Origin of the sequence: Thioalkalivibrio sp. (genome assembly GCF_041685615.1) — a bacterium.
Lineage (GTDB): Bacteria > Pseudomonadota > Gammaproteobacteria > Ectothiorhodospirales > Ectothiorhodospiraceae > Thioalkalivibrio.
On record NZ_JAWLFK010000004.1, the window covers coordinates 27,536 to 42,091 of the forward strand.

General features: G+C 66.7%; 15 protein-coding genes and 1 tRNA gene. 10 read left to right on the forward strand and 6 right to left on the reverse strand.

What is annotated here, in order from left to right; all coding sequences use genetic code 11:
- Positions 1 to 84: 84 nt before the first annotated feature.
- Both ACESLR_RS01365 and ACESLR_RS01370 read right to left on the reverse strand, forming a co-directional pair.
- Positions 85 to 175 (reverse strand) — tRNA-Ser (locus ACESLR_RS01365).
- Positions 176 to 269: 94 nt separating this feature from the next.
- Positions 270 to 599, reverse strand: a complete 330-nt coding sequence (locus ACESLR_RS01370; RefSeq protein WP_373024059.1) for a DUF1820 family protein — start codon at positions 597 to 599, stop codon at positions 270 to 272.
- Positions 600 to 710: 111 nt separating this feature from the next.
- Here ACESLR_RS01370 and ACESLR_RS01375 point away from each other — a divergent pair, with 111 nt between their 5' ends.
- The 4 genes from ACESLR_RS01375 (at position 711) to ACESLR_RS01390 (ending at position 5,508) form a co-directional block, all read left to right on the forward strand.
- Complete coding sequence (locus tag ACESLR_RS01375; protein ID WP_373024058.1) at positions 711 to 1,571, forward strand: diiron oxygenase; 861 nt, start codon at positions 711 to 713, stop codon at positions 1,569 to 1,571.
- 61 nt (positions 1,572 to 1,632) lie between these two features.
- On the forward strand, positions 1,633 to 3,186 hold the full coding sequence (mltF, locus tag ACESLR_RS01380; RefSeq protein ID WP_373024057.1) for a membrane-bound lytic murein transglycosylase MltF: 1,554 nt from the start codon (positions 1,633 to 1,635) through the stop codon (positions 3,184 to 3,186).
- A gap of 114 nt (positions 3,187 to 3,300) precedes the next feature.
- On the forward strand, positions 3,301 to 4,605 hold the full coding sequence (locus ACESLR_RS01385) for a TlpA family protein disulfide reductase (RefSeq protein ID WP_373066596.1): 1,305 nt from the start codon (positions 3,301 to 3,303) through the stop codon (positions 4,603 to 4,605).
- Between the two features lie 339 nt (positions 4,606 to 4,944).
- Entirely contained in the window at positions 4,945 to 5,508 is a 564-nt protein-coding gene (locus ACESLR_RS01390) for a rhodanese-like domain-containing protein (protein WP_373024072.1), read from the forward strand.
- 202 nt (positions 5,509 to 5,710) lie between these two features.
- Here ACESLR_RS01390 and ACESLR_RS01395 read toward each other — a convergent pair whose 3' ends face one another.
- Both ACESLR_RS01395 and ACESLR_RS01400 read right to left on the reverse strand, forming a co-directional pair.
- Entirely contained in the window at positions 5,711 to 6,283 is a 573-nt protein-coding gene (locus tag ACESLR_RS01395) for an NUDIX hydrolase (protein ID WP_373024054.1), read from the reverse strand.
- Position 6,284: 1 nt separating this feature from the next.
- Entirely contained in the window at positions 6,285 to 6,899 is a 615-nt protein-coding gene (locus ACESLR_RS01400) for a BMC domain-containing protein (RefSeq protein ID WP_373024071.1), read from the reverse strand.
- A 314-nt stretch (positions 6,900 to 7,213) separates the two neighbouring features.
- On the opposite strand from ACESLR_RS01400, the gene ACESLR_RS01405 reads away from it, so the two are divergent.
- The 5 genes from ACESLR_RS01405 (at position 7,214) to ACESLR_RS01425 (ending at position 12,272) form a co-directional block, all read left to right on the forward strand.
- The gene (locus ACESLR_RS01405) at positions 7,214 to 9,235 is read left to right on the forward strand and encodes a site-specific recombinase (RefSeq protein WP_373024053.1); all 2,022 of its coding nucleotides are present in this window, start codon (positions 7,214 to 7,216) and stop codon (positions 9,233 to 9,235) included.
- On the forward strand, positions 9,225 to 10,259 hold the full coding sequence (locus ACESLR_RS01410; RefSeq protein ID WP_373024052.1) for an alpha/beta fold hydrolase: 1,035 nt from the start codon (positions 9,225 to 9,227) through the stop codon (positions 10,257 to 10,259). The genes ACESLR_RS01405 and ACESLR_RS01410 overlap by 11 nt, the downstream gene beginning before the upstream one ends.
- A gap of 224 nt (positions 10,260 to 10,483) precedes the next feature.
- A complete protein-coding gene (locus ACESLR_RS01415; RefSeq protein ID WP_373024051.1) occupies positions 10,484 to 10,720 on the forward strand; it encodes a hypothetical protein in 237 nt (78 codons plus the stop codon).
- A complete protein-coding gene (locus tag ACESLR_RS01420) occupies positions 10,717 to 11,871 on the forward strand; it encodes a sensor domain-containing diguanylate cyclase (protein ID WP_373024050.1) in 1,155 nt (384 codons plus the stop codon). Before ACESLR_RS01415 ends, ACESLR_RS01420 begins: the two co-directional genes overlap by 4 nt.
- Positions 11,872 to 11,888: 17 nt before the next feature.
- The gene (locus ACESLR_RS01425) at positions 11,889 to 12,272 is read left to right on the forward strand and encodes a YajD family HNH nuclease (protein WP_373024049.1); all 384 of its coding nucleotides are present in this window, start codon (positions 11,889 to 11,891) and stop codon (positions 12,270 to 12,272) included.
- A 21-nt stretch (positions 12,273 to 12,293) separates the two neighbouring features.
- On the opposite strand, the gene ACESLR_RS01430 is transcribed toward ACESLR_RS01425, so the two are convergent.
- Positions 12,294 to 12,875: a GNAT family N-acetyltransferase gene (locus tag ACESLR_RS01430; protein WP_373024048.1), complete on the reverse strand. Its 582-nt coding sequence runs from the start codon at positions 12,873 to 12,875 to the stop codon at positions 12,294 to 12,296.
- A 481-nt stretch (positions 12,876 to 13,356) separates the two neighbouring features.
- On the opposite strand from ACESLR_RS01430, the gene ACESLR_RS01435 reads away from it, so the two are divergent.
- Positions 13,357 to 13,806, forward strand: a complete 450-nt coding sequence (locus tag ACESLR_RS01435) for a host attachment protein (RefSeq protein WP_373024047.1) — start codon at positions 13,357 to 13,359, stop codon at positions 13,804 to 13,806.
- Between the two features lie 34 nt (positions 13,807 to 13,840).
- Here ACESLR_RS01435 and ACESLR_RS01440 read toward each other — a convergent pair whose 3' ends face one another.
- A complete protein-coding gene (locus ACESLR_RS01440; protein ID WP_373024046.1) occupies positions 13,841 to 14,437 on the reverse strand; it encodes a histidine phosphatase family protein in 597 nt (198 codons plus the stop codon).
- Between the last annotated feature and the right edge of the window lie 119 nt (positions 14,438 to 14,556).

The following is a 14,556-nucleotide window of genomic DNA, read 5'->3' on the forward strand; positions in this document are numbered from 1 at the left end:
TCATGTTCGATTTCTCGGGTTCGAATCCCAGAGCGCCGGGGACAACCATGCAAAAGGGGCCACGCGGGCCCCTTTGCTTGAATCTGGCGGAGAGGGAGGGATTCGAACCCTCGATACGGGGTTACCGTATACACACTTTCCAGGCGTGCGCCTTCGACCGCTCGGCCACCTCTCCGTTTTCCGCAACCTCTGGACGGCCACGAAGCGCGGAATCCTAAACCAGGCCGGGCATCGGCGCAATGGAACCGTTCAGGGGAACGCCTGCGCGTTCAGGAACCGCCCTTGCCCGGCAGCCCGGGAAACGCGTGCACATTACCACCCGCCGTGCCCGCATCGTGGATGCGGGGCGTCCCCACGGCCGTCACCTCGTCAATCCGGATCAGCGCGTGCATCGGCACATGGAAGCGCTCCACTCCCTCGAACTCGGTGCGTAGCCGCTCCTCCGACGGGTCCACCACCACCTGCGAGCGTTCGCCAAACAACAGACCCTCGATGGTGACGAACCCGTAGAGCTCGTCCTGATAGACGTCGCGGGCGAACAACTCGTACGTGTTGCCGTTGTTCAGAAAGCTGATGCGGTAGCGTATGTTCTTTTCCATGCACTCCATCATGGGGGAGCAACCGCAGATTGCAACGGGTTGGCGTTGGTCCACGCGGACAGAGTCGGTATGATTCCCGCCGTCATCCGCATGGGCCCCGGCACACCAACGATGAATTCCTCCCAGGAGCTGCTCGATCACTTGAGCCGCAACAGTTCGCCGTACCAGGATCCGCTCATGCGGATTCGCTGGGATGCACTGTCGTCGGAGGATTACTGGATCCCGGAAGAGGCCATCTCGCTGTTCGGCACCCCGGAGTACTCCGCCCTGTCCGGCGTGCAGAAACGCCGCCTGTCGCAGTACGAGTTTCTCTATTTCATCAGCGGTGCACTGTGGCTGGAAGGCCTGTTCATGGAGCGCATCTCGCGCATCTCCATGCACTCGACCGGCCGTCTGGACCGCCTGAACTACCGCCTACACGAGCTGCGCGAAGAGGCCGGGCACAGCCTGATGTTCATCGAGTTCATGCGCCGCAGCGGCCTGGACCTGCCCGAGAGACGATTCCCCAAGCCCCGGCTCGCCACCCTGGTGGGCCGCTTTGCCCCCTTCGAGTCCTCGGTTTTCTGGATCGCGGTCATGATCGGCGAGGAAGTCCCTGACCGCATGAACCGCCTGATCCACCAGCGCCGCGAAGAAATCAGTCCCACCGTGCATGACGTGGTGACCACCCACATGATCGACGAGGCCCGTCACATGGCGCATGCCCGGGATACACTGGAGAGCTGCCTGGACACCCTCCCTGCATGGCAGAAAGCGGCCTATCGCCCGCTGATGCGGCACGTTTTCCGGCAGTTCGTCCACGCCTTCTATTATCCAACCGCGGATATCTACCAACTGGCAGGCCTGCCCGCGGGGCCGGACTACCGCCTTCTTGCCCACAACAACCCTCGGCGTGCCACCTTCATCGATACCTGCGTCGATCCCGCGCTGCAGATCCTCCGCGCCCAGGGGCTGGTGCTGAACTGGCGGTAGCGGCACCGCAAGGGCCCCGGGGTCACGCTTACGGCATGACCGATTGGGTATGATCAGGCCCATGGCCCCGTACCTCCGCCTCCGCCCCCCGAGCACCACCTGGCGCCAGATCGAACTGTGCCTCTTTATCGTGCTGCTGGTCATGATCGGCCTGCGGGTATGGTTCCAGCCGCCCTCGGCCCTGCAGCAGCTGACGTTCCGCGAGGAGTTGCAGGTGGTGCTGGTCGAGAATCCGCTTGGGCGCTCGGAACTGACGGCCACCAACGGTCACGACCAGCTGGAACTGGCACTCCTGCACGCCTTTGCGCGGGAACTGGGCACCCGTATCCGGGTGACCCGGGTGGAGACAGCGGCCGAGGCGCACCAGCGCCTGCGCGAGCAGCGCGTGGACCTGGCCGCCGGGCTGCTGGTGGCCCCCGACGACCCGTCCATCAAGGCGGGCCCGGAGATCCTCACCATCCAGCATCTCCTCGCGTTCTGGCTCGGCAACGAGTCCGCCGGAGATCTGTCGTCTCTCAGCGATCTGCCAGCCGGGACCCGGCTGGGACTCACCGCCCAGTCGCCCCTGCCCGAACGCCTGCGCCTGTATCTCGCCGGGGTCAACAACGGCCAGGCCCCGTACGGCATTCCGGAAGAGGATCCCGGTGCCGAGTCCGTGGTTCGGGAGAGACCCGGCCAGGAAGACAATCCGGCGCAAATACCGGCCGTGGAACTGGTCCCCATGGGTACCGCCGAGGCATTGCGCCAGGCCCTGGCCGCGGGCGAGATCGATTACGCCCTGATGAACTCGCTGGAATTCGGTCGACTTCGGCGGCTGCACCCGGAACTGCGCACGGCGCACGAGTTCGAGAAGGCAGCCAGCGTGACCTGGCTGTTCCCGGCTGGGTTCGATCGCAGCCTGATCAACGCGGCGGAGCGATTTGTCGAACGGCTGCGTAAAAGCCAGGAGCTTGAGTTGCTGAGGGACCGCTATCTGGGACACCTGGAGATCCACGACCTGGTGGACGCCCTGACCTTCGCCCGCCGCGTGGAAAATCGCCTGGGCCGTTTTCGCGAGCTGTTCGAGCGCGCCAGCGAGGAGTACGGCCTGGACTGGCGCTTCATTGCCGCGGTGGCCTACCAGGAATCGCACTGGAATGCGGATGCCATCTCCCCAACCGGGGTCCGCGGGCTGATGATGCTGACCCAGAACACCGCAGCCGGACTGGGCATCGAGAACCGCACCGACCCGGCTTCCAGCGTGGATGGCGGCACCCGCTACCTGCTAAACCTTCGCGACCGCCTTCCGGACCGCATCCCGGAGCCCGACCGAACCTGGATGACACTGGCCGCCTACAACGTTGGCCTCGGCCACCTGCACGATGCGCGGCGCCTGGCCGAGGCCAATGGCGATGACCCAAACCGCTGGCTGGACGTAATGCAGTGGCTCCCCCGGCTGGCCGAACCCGAATGGTACGAGCGCACGCGCTACGGCTACGCGCGCGGCAGGGAGCCGGTGGCCTACGTGCAGAACATCCGCAGCTACTACGACAAGCTGATCCAGCGCTTCCCCGAAAGCAACGACCATGCGCAACCGGCTCCCGAGTTCTACCGAAGGGTCCCGCTGTCGCTCTAGATGTGATCTCCCAACAAGGGGGCCACAGAGCGGACCCGAAGCCCGTACGGGCATCCCTGGATCAATCCCGGGCCCTCGAGCGTCTACTATCGAAGCCCCCCCACAAGGGTCTCCATGACTCGTCCCATTACCGCAGTACTCCTTGCCCTGCTACCCCTGATCTGGACGCCATTCCCTGTTGTGGCTCAGACATCCAGTGGCGCTGCGGGCGCCGTGGATGCGTCCGCCACGATCGCAGCCGGCGGTGCGGAGGTGCCGGTAGAACGCTACCGCACCGCGGGCGACGCGGTCCTGCTATGGTTTCCCTCCGAACACGGGGTCCGGAGCGGGCACCGGGAACAGGCCCTGGCCCTACAGGCGTCCGGAGTCGAGGTCTGGCTGGCCGATCCGTTCACCGGCCACTTCCTGCCCGAGACCCCATCCAGCTTCGACAAGATGCCCACCACCACGGTGGCGGACCTGATCGAGGCGGCGCATGCCGACACCGGCCGACCGGTCTTCGCGTTCGGGCACGACCGCGCCCTGCCCTGGCTGCTCACCGGCCTCTACCAATGGCAGCAGGCTCACCCCGGGGCGGATCACCTGGGTGGCCTCCTGATGGCCAGCCCCTTCCTGCACACCGGTGCGGACACGGAAGCGACCGAACTGCAGCCCATCGTCCGGCTGACCAACCTGCCGGTGTACATCCTGCAACCCGAACAGTCGCCCCAGCGCCAGCAACTCGGCCGGGTTCGCGCGGGACTTGCCGAGGGCGGTAGTGCGGTGGGTGCCCGCCTCCTCCCCGATATCCGCGACCGGTTCTTCTTCCGGCCGGACGCCACCGAGCGCGAGCGGCTGGCAAGCGAGACCCTGCATCGCGAGATCGCCTTCGGCATGGGACTGTTGGCGCGTCTGCCCCGCCAGCGGATGCCCGGGGTTGCCGAGGCGGACACGGATCTGACCGTGAGCACCCCTGACGGCACCGACGCACAACTCAACGCGCTGGAAGAGCCCGTGGCGGCCCCGCCACTGGAGCGCCGCGGCCTGGAAGGTGACACCCACCGCCTGGAGGACTATCGCGGCGAAGTGGTGCTGATCAACTTCTGGGCCAGCTGGTGCCCGCCCTGCATACACGAGATGCCTTCCATGCAGCTGCTGGAGGACGAACTGGGCGATGAAGGCTTCCGTATCCTTGCAGTGAACCTGGGAGAGGACGAGGACACCATCCGTCGCTTCATCGAGAACGAAGTACGAACGGAGTTCACCATTCTCCTCGACCCGGACCAGGACTCACTCGAGGACTGGCGCGCCATGGCCTACCCCACCAGCTACGTCGTCGACCGCAACGGGCGCCTGCGCTACTACCTGTTCGGCGCCATCGAATGGACCGAGCCCGCCGTCATCGACCAGATCCGCGAAGTCCTTGAAGAGGATTCATAGGCACCAGGGCATTCCCGGCAGCGCTCCGCACCGGGGGAACACTGACCGAACCGATCCCGCCTTGGCGCATCCGGCATCCGGGCGTTTTCCGCTGGCTCCCCACGGCGAACAGCCAGTGCCACAACAAACCGGGGGGGCCGGGCAACCCAGACGCGCGTGCGGTCTTGCGTGCGGGCGCTGCCAGCAGGACCTATCTTCAGGATTGGGCGACGCCAACAGGAGATGGCCATGAAGATACGTCGGAGCATACGAACAGCCGCACTCCCACTGCTCGCGATCGCGGGATTCTGGCTTGCGTTACCAGCACTCGCGGAGGTGGAGGTCGGCATCACCGCCGACATGGCCGAATTCGAAGTGCGCCACGGCGACGAGCGCGTAACGGTGTCTCGCGACCAGGACACCTTCGCGACAATCGACCTCGACTACGCGCAGATCGCTCGCCCCTGCCCGCCCTTCTGCATCCAGCCGATGAACCTTGAGCGCGGCGTCGAGACGCTGGGTGAACTCGAGTTCATCGACTACCTGCAGCAGACCACCGAGCGCGACGATCTGGTCATCATTGACTCGCGCACGCCGCGCGAATACCGCCGCGGCACGATCCCCGGGGCCATCAACATCCCCTGGGACCGGATGCACTTTACCTCCGGGGCCGACCCGGACGACGTGCGCAACGTGCTGGCCGACGAGTTCGGGGTGATCTTTGACGGTGACTTCTACGACTTCAGCCACGCCAAGACCCTGGTGCTTTTCTGCAACGGCCCCTGGTGCGGCCAGTCCCCCACCAACATCCGCACCCTGACCAACCTCGGCTACCCGGCCGAACGCATCAAGTGGTACCGCGGGGGCATGCAGATGTGGCATTCCTTCGGCCTCACGACCGTCGAGGGCGCCGCGAGCGACTAGCCGAGGAGACCCTCTACCCCGTGATTGCGAACGCCGCGAAGCAATCAGCGCCGGCACGGACAGCAAGAACAGGTACAGGAGCAGGCAAAGGCGCGGCAGGACGCTCATCGACAGGGGCGCATCCCTCGGGGAGAACCGATCGAGACTATAGCGCCCCACCCGGTCCGCGAGAATGGCGCGCGCATAATCCGCGCGGGTGGCGTCAGCGCGGGTGCGTGTGCCGGTAGGTACGCAGGCGGCGGGTCTTCTCCACCATGCGCCAGAGGGACCGACTGTTGTTGTAACGGGAGACATGCTGCAGCGGCACCCAGAGGATGTCGTGCGACTCGTGGCTGCCGGGCACCGGCAAACGGTCGTCGATCTCCAGCAGAAAGCGCACGTCGATATGCTCGTGCATCGGGAAATCCGGCCTGGCCGGAATCGTGTGGATGTCGAGGTCAAAGATGTCTTCCTCGACAAGCCGGATCTGCTCGGGGGCCAGGCCGGTTTCCTCGTGGGTCTCGCGCAGGGCCACCTGCAGGATGTCGGCCTGGCCGTCGGCATGCCCGCCCGGCTGGAACCAGCGATGGTGCTTGCCGTGCAGCAGCAACAGAGCCTTCTCGCGGTCCGGGCTGACCACCCAGGCGGAGCCGGTCACATGCGCCGGGGTCAGGTCACAGTGGAAGCAGTCCGGGTGCTCGTTGACGAAATCCAGCGCCCGGCGGACGAAACCGGCCTCCTCGATGAAGGTCGTCTGGTGCCGGGCGAGCAGTTCCAGCAGCTGCGCGCGATGCATCTCAGGTCCCGGCGGGGTTGTGCAGCGCGTGGATCGCCGCGCGCGCTGCCTCGTCGACGTCGCCTTCCCGACCGGCCAGGGTGAGACGGCCAAAGACGCCGACCGCGCGTACGTCGATCAGCGAGACACTGGCCGCCTTCAGGGCCTGGTTCGCGGCGTAGATGATATAACCGGCCGGTTCCGCCTCGAGAATGAACATGCTCTGGTCCGGCAGGATCATGTTGCCGCGGCGATTCTGGCGGTTGATCAGCACGGTATGATCCGGGGTCATCCCGCGAATGGTCTCCTGCCACGGGATGCGGCAGGGCTGGCGATCGTCCTGGCTGGCGCCCAGACGCGCCAGCAGCCCCCGGCCGGCCTCCTGCACTTCGCTCTGGTCGCGGTGGTGGATCACCATGGAGCCGAACTCGCGCTCCACCACCTGCTGCGCGAGGTGGACGTTGGTCGCCTTCAGTGCCACGTCGGTCAGACGGTGCACCGCCATCCCCGGCGAGACCTCCACCCACAGGCAGGAATCCCCCGGAACGGGCAGAAAACCCTGGGAGACCGTAGCCATGTATTCCGCCAGCTGCGGCTGGAGGGAATCCATGTAGACGTAGGTACGCAGCTGGATCATCGATTCGCTCTGGGCCATGACCCGGGGTCGCGTGGTTCCCGCGCGTCGCGGCCCGAACCCGCACGGGAGTCCGCGCACGCACTGCCGGCCGCCTCATACAACGCCGGCCGGCGCGGGTACACGGGAGAATTGGAGGGCGTATTGTGAACGCCGCGGGCCCCAAGCTCAATGCACGGTTCCGTGCCGGCGGCGCCGCGCCACCCACGTTCGGTCGCTCCAGCGTTCAGGCCGGCATGAATCGACGCCTCGGACGGCGCCGCCCGGACCTGCACTCGTATAATGATGCACTTACGCCCACGAGCCCAGGGATTGCCATGCCAAAGCAGGATGCGGACCACCTTCTCGCCCGCGTGGAAGACGCCGACCTCGACCTGGCCGAGACACTCCGCCGGCTCGTCGACTGGCTGCGCCCGGAAGACCCGCGCAACGTCGCTCCGGTGATCGCCCGGATCGAACAACTGACCCTGGCGCTGACGGAAAACCCACGCCTGCAGGACCGGCTTCGAACACGGCTGGAAGACGGGCTGGAAGACGCCCGGCACCTCACGCTGTACACCGATATCGGGTTGTTCTCGCGCAAGGGGTTCTTCCGCGAGGCGACGGAACTGATCTACGAGCGCGTCAATCCGCGGCCCATGGACCGGCGGGATCTGAAGGACGTGCTGTTCCACGTCTTCCACCAGACCGAGGATGCCATCTGGGTCGCGGCCCTACCGGACGATGCCTGGTGGCGTTTTCTGGAGTCTCTGGGTTGCCTTTCCGGCGAGCACCCCGGCGTGCTGCAACGGGCCCGCGAAGAGATCCTCTACGCCCTGGAGATGCTCTCCATCTGGGTCGCCGCGGAGGAACTGGAGCCGGAACTGCTGCGCCTGGACCCCTCCATCGCCGAACGTAACTCCGCCTTTGTCGCCCAGGAGCGGGAGATCTCCGCCTACGTTCTCGACTACCGCACCGCACTGGAAGACCCCAACCACGAGCGCATGGACGACCGCCACGCGCGGGTGTTGCTGGAGCAGTGCGGCGAGCAAATCGCGCGCCTGCGCCGTCAGGCCATCGCACACGGGAACAGCCTGTCGCTCACCCACCTACTGGAGCGGCTGGACCAGACGCTCCAGCGCATCCACAAGCTGCTCGACCTGCTGGAACCCGACCCTGGCCGCGACACCCGCGCCGCAGCGGTAGGGGTATTCCGCGAACTCATCACCATCAGCGCCCGCCAGCACGGAGTGCGCTCCCTGTGGCAGGACAACATCCGGCTGGTCTCGCGCAGCATCACCCAGCACGTCAGCGATACCGGCGAACAATACATCACGCAATCGCGCAGCGAGTACCTCCAGATGCTGTGCTCCGGCGCCGGCGCCGGGCTGATCATCGCGGTCATGGCCCTGATCAAGATCCAGATCGAATCACTGGGGCTGTCCGAGGCCGCCAACACCCTTTGGGTGAGTCTCAACTACGGTCTGGGCTTCGTGCTGATCCACATCCTGCACTTCACCGTGGCCACCAAGCAGCCGGCGATGACCGCCGCGCACCTGGCCGCCGCGATCGAGGAGAGCGAACGGGGCACGGCCGACCCGAGCAAGATGGCGGATCTGCTGATGCGCGTGGGGCGTTCGCAGTTTGCCGCGGTGCTCGGCAACGTGGGCATTGCCCTGCCCACAGCCATCGTGATTGGCCTCCTCGCGCCTACGATGTTCGAGTCCCCGATCCTGTCGAGTCGCGAGATCGACTACCTGATGGACGGCCTGCGCCCGATCATGGGCCTGGCGCTTTTCTTCGCCGCGATCGCCGGGGTATGGCTGTTCGTCTCCGGACTGATCGCCGGCTTCTTCGACAACCGCTGCGCCTATCTTGACCTGCCCGGGAGACTGCGCGAACACCCCCTGCTGCGTCGGCTGCTCCCGACTGGCGCGCGGCACCGCTTGGCCGACTGGATCGGCTACAACTACGGGGCCTTGTTCGGCAACTTCCTGTTCGGGGTCCTGCTGGGGGTTACCGGCTATATCGGGTACCTGCTGAGCCTCCCGCTGGATATCCAGCACGTAGCCTTCGCCTCGGCCAACCTGGGCTATGTAACCGCGAGCGAGGCCCCCGGCCTGACGGTGTTTGCGCTGTTCCTGGTGTTCGTGCTGCTGATCGGCGCGGTCAACCTGTGGGTCAGTTTCGGGCTCGCGCTCTACGTCGCGCTGCGCGCCCGCGGCGTGCGTATCGGGGCTTTCGGGCGTGTGTTCCGCGCCTACGGTCACCACCTGCGTGAACATCCCCGCGAGTTCCTGTTCCCGCCCAAGGCCCAGAGCAGCGCCGACGGGGGAGACGACCCGCCCGATGCGCGGTAACCGGACGCTTCGCCTGCTGGTGCCGGTCGCCGCACTCTGGCTGGCCGGCTGCGCGGGACCGACCCCCAGCCCGGCCGGCGACGAACCACGTACACCGATGATCGACCCGGAAGCCATCCAAACGGCCGATGGCGACCAGCTGCCGCTGCACCGCTGGGGACCGGACGAACCCGATGAGGTCGTGCTCGCGCTGCACGGCTTCAACGACCACGGGGGCAGCATGCAGGCCCTGGGTGAAGCGCTCGCCGCACACGGCATCGCGGTCTATGCCTATGATCAGCGCGGCTTCGGGGCCACGCGGAACGTCGGCTACTGGTCCGGTTACCGGCTGATGGCCGAGGACGCCCGCACCGCGCTGCGGCTGCTGCACGAACGCTATCCCGGGAAGTCGCCCTACCTGATCGGCAAGAGCATGGGCGGCGCCGTCGCGCTGCTCGCCGTCGCGGGCACACCCGACCACGGGGATGCATCGTCGCTGGTGGCCGGGACGGTACTGATCGCACCCGCGGTCTGGAGCCGCGGCGACATGCCCTGGTACCAGCGCTTCGGGCTGTGGCTGGGGGCGCGCCTGACGCCCGGCTGGCGCCTGGACGGCGAGATGGCGGCGGAACTGGATATCCGCCCGACGGATGACCCTGCCGTGCTGGAGCAGATGCGCGACGACCCGCGGGTGCTGCGCCATGCCCGCATCGATGCCCTGGATGGCCTGACCACCCTGATGAGCCGCGCGCTGGAGGCCGGCCCCGACCTTCCTCCACCTAGCCTGACGCTGTACGGGGGCCGCGACGACCTGGTGCCGCCGCTGCCCCTGGCGCGCCTGCTGGAGGGACTGGCCGCGAAGGAGTCCGGCGATCATCGCGCCGTGCTCTATCCCGAGGGTTACCACATGCTGACCCGCTACACCCGAGCCGAGTCCACCTTCGCGGACATCGCCGCCTGGCTGCGGGACCCTGGAGCCACCCTGCCCGCAGGTCATGAACGCCCACCCGGGGACCTGGCCCGCCACCTCCGCGAGAGTGACTAAGCCCCGGCAGCCGGGCCACGCGGCAGTTACCCGCCGCGCAGCCCGGAGGGCCCGTCAAGCGGGCCCCAAGGATGACCGGGAGAAACCAAAGCATCCATCGATTCATTCCGATATATAGATTTTCGATGGATGTTGATCCAGATCAAGCCGAAATCGGAACCGATTCCTCAACCTGACGACCTCCATGCCCGGCCACGGGCATCCACCCATGCTCGAGGTCATCCATGAATGCGGAATCTCGACCCGCGTCCCGCCATGCCCCGCGCCTGAGACTGTTCATCATCGCAGCGATCATGGCCGTCGCCCTGCTGGTATTCCTGACCGTCAACGCGACCACCCCCCTGTTCTACGAACACACCATTGAGGAATTTGTCGAGGATCGGGAGATCCTCGAAGCGGTCCAGTCGATCGGCTTCCACGTCGGCCACCCCGGTCCACGGCTCGGGAACCCACCTGCATGAGTGGGGCACCGCCCACCCTGATCCAGGGGTTGAAACAGCAGCTGGGCTGCCCCGACCCGGAGTTGTTGCTGATGCCCTGGCGTCACCACCCCCTGCTGGAGCACCAGCGGGCCCGCCTGATCATCTCCCGGGTGCGCCTGGTCGCGTTCCTTTTCGCCCTGCTCACGCCACTCTGGATCCTGGTGGACCTCGTGTTCCTGCCCTGGCCGGTCTGGGGCGAACTCGCGCTGGTGCGCCTGCTGACGAGCGCCGCCTTCCTGTGGATGTCGCTCCGCTATCAGTCCTCGGACAGCATGCCGCGGGCCTGGGTCGCGCTGGCCCTTCTGTTCGCCATTCCGACCCTTTTCTTTCTCTATTCCCACCCGCTGCTCGCCTTGCAGGAAATGGCCGGGATCGAAGCCGCCATCGCCGCCGGCTACGCCTTCCTGCCCTTCGTGATGATCGCGGGGCTGGCCATCTTTCCGCTCACCGTCACCGAGGCCGTGGCCTACTCGATCCCGGTACTCGCCGGCCAGGCGGTGGCGGCCCTGCTCCAGCTCGACAGCATGGAGTGGACCACGCATCTCGGTGCCTTCTGGCTGTTGCTCCTGATTGCCTCGGTCGGCGCGCTGGCCAGCACGAGCCAGTTACAGTTCCTGGCCGCTCTGGTGCGGGAATCTTCGCGCGATGCCCTGACCGGCTGCTATACGCGCGGCAGCGGCGAACAATTGCTGGAGCGCGAGATGGCTCGGACGCGACGGCAGGGCCGGCCACTCGCCGTGGCCTTTGTCGACCTCGACCGCTTCAAGGCGTTGAACGACCGCTTCGGACACGAGGAAGGCGACCGAGCCCTGTGCGCCGTCGCCACCGCCCTGACTAACCGCCTGCGCAGTATCGACAGCGTGATCCGCTGGGGCGGCGAGGAATTCCTGATCCTGATGCCGGAAACCAACCGGGACGCGGCACGCCAGGCACTTGAACGGGTGCTAGGTGAACCGGCCAGTCACACGCCCGACGGCAAGCCATTGACCGCGAGCATCGGCATCGCGAGCTGGCCGGAGGACACGACGGCAACCGACGCCGGGGCCCTGGTGCACGAGGCGGACCTTCGGATGTATCGTGCCAAGGACAAGGGCGGTGATCGCATCATCGACGCACGCGTCGCCGCATGAGCATGTCTGGGGGCACCATGAAACATTCCAATGACCGACTGGACCAACTCGTTGCACAGGCGCGGCAGTCGCAGGCCGAACGGGAGCGCGGCTACCGTGAACAGGCGCTCAAGATGTACCCGTGGATATGCGGCCGCTGCGGACGCGAGTTCACCCGTGCCAACCTGCGCGAGCTGACCGTGCACCACCGTGATCACAATCACGACAACAATCCCGCCGACGGCAGCAACTGGGAGCTGCTGTGCCTGTACTGCCACGACAACGAGCACCAGCGCTACACCGACGCCACCCCCGGCAGTGGCACGGCGACGGGGACCGCGGCCACGCACAACCCGTTCGCCGGACTGGCCGGCCTGCTCAAGGGAGAGAACGATCCGGGCGACGACCATTCCGGGACGTAGCGCCCGGATACCAGGATCCGCTCAGAGCCGTCGCCACCAGAACTGCAGGGGCTTGAGACTGTCCTGCGTCTCGCCGATGTCCGGCCAGGGAAAATGGCAGACCAGCCCCTCGGCGCGGTGGTAACCGCGCTTCTCCCAGAAGGCGTCCAGCGGCCGGTAACGGGCCGGGCGCCGCGGGTGATCCTCCGGTCGTACCACGGCACAGAAGGTGGCATGGGCGAAGCCCAGGCGCCGGGCCGCCGCCTCGCGTTCATCGAAGAACCGGTGCCCGGCTCCCTGCCCGCGGTAGTCGGGTTCCAGTACCGATTCCGCCAGGTAGTAGTACGCCGCGGGATCCAGCCCGTGTTCGCGAAACGGGGCCTGGAACTCCGGCTCGGCCGCCGCCAGCGGCAGCGCGGTGGAAGCCCCCACGACACGCCGGCCCTCCAGCGCCAGCACCAGCGTGCTGTCCGGACAGTCGACGTAGTCCTGCAAGTAGCGCGCCTCGTACTCCGCGCTGCCCTGGTAGAGATAGGGCCACTCGCTGAACACCGCGATGCGCAGGCGCGCCACATCTTCCAGGTAGGGCACGATCCCCGCGCCGCTGACAGTCCTGAACTCCATCCGTCTCGAACTCCTCGTCAGGCCAGCCCCGGCGCCTCCGCCAGTACCGGACGTCCCACGCAGGGCAACAAACGTCACAGGATATCGGTCCCGCCCAAGATTGACCGCGGGTCATCGGCCCAGAGCGGGCTCACGTCGTCACCGGCCACGGTGTTGCCACTGCTGGCCGGAGGCACCCTGGAATACCGCACCCGCTGGAGGGTCACCATGGCGCCCGTCCAGCGGGTGCTGGGCAGTGATGGTGGGGATCAAAGCGTAGTGGCGCAAACAGGGCCTCCCGGGTGACCTCCAGGATCCGGATCGTCGTTCGTGGCTTGACCTCGGGATCGGTGATCACCATCGCACGGCCCTCCCATCCGGGCGACGGCAAAGCATCTACACTCGGAAACGGGGCCGGTGTCTGCCGGGCCAACCCCGCAGCGGTCCCCGTGGCCCAGTAACGGGCCGGACGGGACCCCGTCTACGCTACAGGAGGATCTGCATGGATACTGTCTGGATCGTTGTCGCCGATGCCGCGCGCGCCCGCATCTTTGCCTGCGAGGGCCGCGCCTGTCAGGGGATGCACGAGAGCGAGACGCTCTCGCACACCGAGTCCCGCGCCCACAATCAGGATCTGGTCTCGGACCGTCCCGGGCGCAGCTGGAGCAGTGCCAGCGGAGACGCCCGCCACGCCATGCAGGACAGCACAGACCCTGCCGCCAACGAGCGCAACCGCTTTGCCCGCCAGGTGGCGGAGCGACTCAAGACCGCCTACCACAGCGGCAGTTTCAAGAAGCTGGTAATCGTCGCCGCACCCTCGTTCCTGGGCGCCCTGCGCGACATGCTGGACCCGACCGTTGCCCAGAGTGTCACCGCCGAGGTGGCCAAGAACGTGACCAAGTCCACCGACGCTACTACCCTGCGCAAGCACCTGCCCGACTTCCTCTACTAGCCTCCGTCCCGGCCCCGCCGCGCGGGGCCGGGTATCACTCGAAATCGCCGGGAGTGAGAGTTCCAAGGACACGGGGCATGTCGCCGCCCGGCTCGAATAGCGCCATCTCGCCCTCGTCGATGCGCACGCGTGCGGCGCGCTGCAGATTAATGTTGTGGCCCACGATGACCACGTTTTTTTTCGCATCCTCCGGCGGTGTCACAAGGTAGTCCCGCAGGGCGGCCACCAGGTCCTGCTGACGCTGGCGGTCACGTACCGGCGGCACGTTGAACAGATCGTCCCGCACCTCCCAGGAGTCCTCGCCGAAGGCGATCCGCGCGGTATCGATATTGCGGCAGAACGCCGAGCTCAGGATGCGCTCCACCGGGATCGCGTGGCGTTCGAACCCCTCGCCCACCCGGCGTGCCTGTTCGCGCCCGCCGTCGTCCAGATTGCGCTGCAGCTCGCAGCGATTCATGTCGGTGAGGTCCTGGTCACGGCGGCTGCGATCCGTGGCCGCGTGGCGCCAGTAGATCACCAGCCCGCCGGCCTTCATGCGCTCGATCAGGGCGTCGGATTCGAGGGCATCGGCCCCCGCCGTCGAGGGCAGAACCAACAGGATCAGCAACAGCCACAGGCCCGCCCGGAACATCGCAATCTCCTCGAGGAATTGGGGTCCAATGCCGTAACAGACCACCGTTCGGGGGCACCGGTTCGGTGCATTCGCCGGCAGGGCTCATCGCTGCACCGCGTTGACGCCCCCCGACCCCA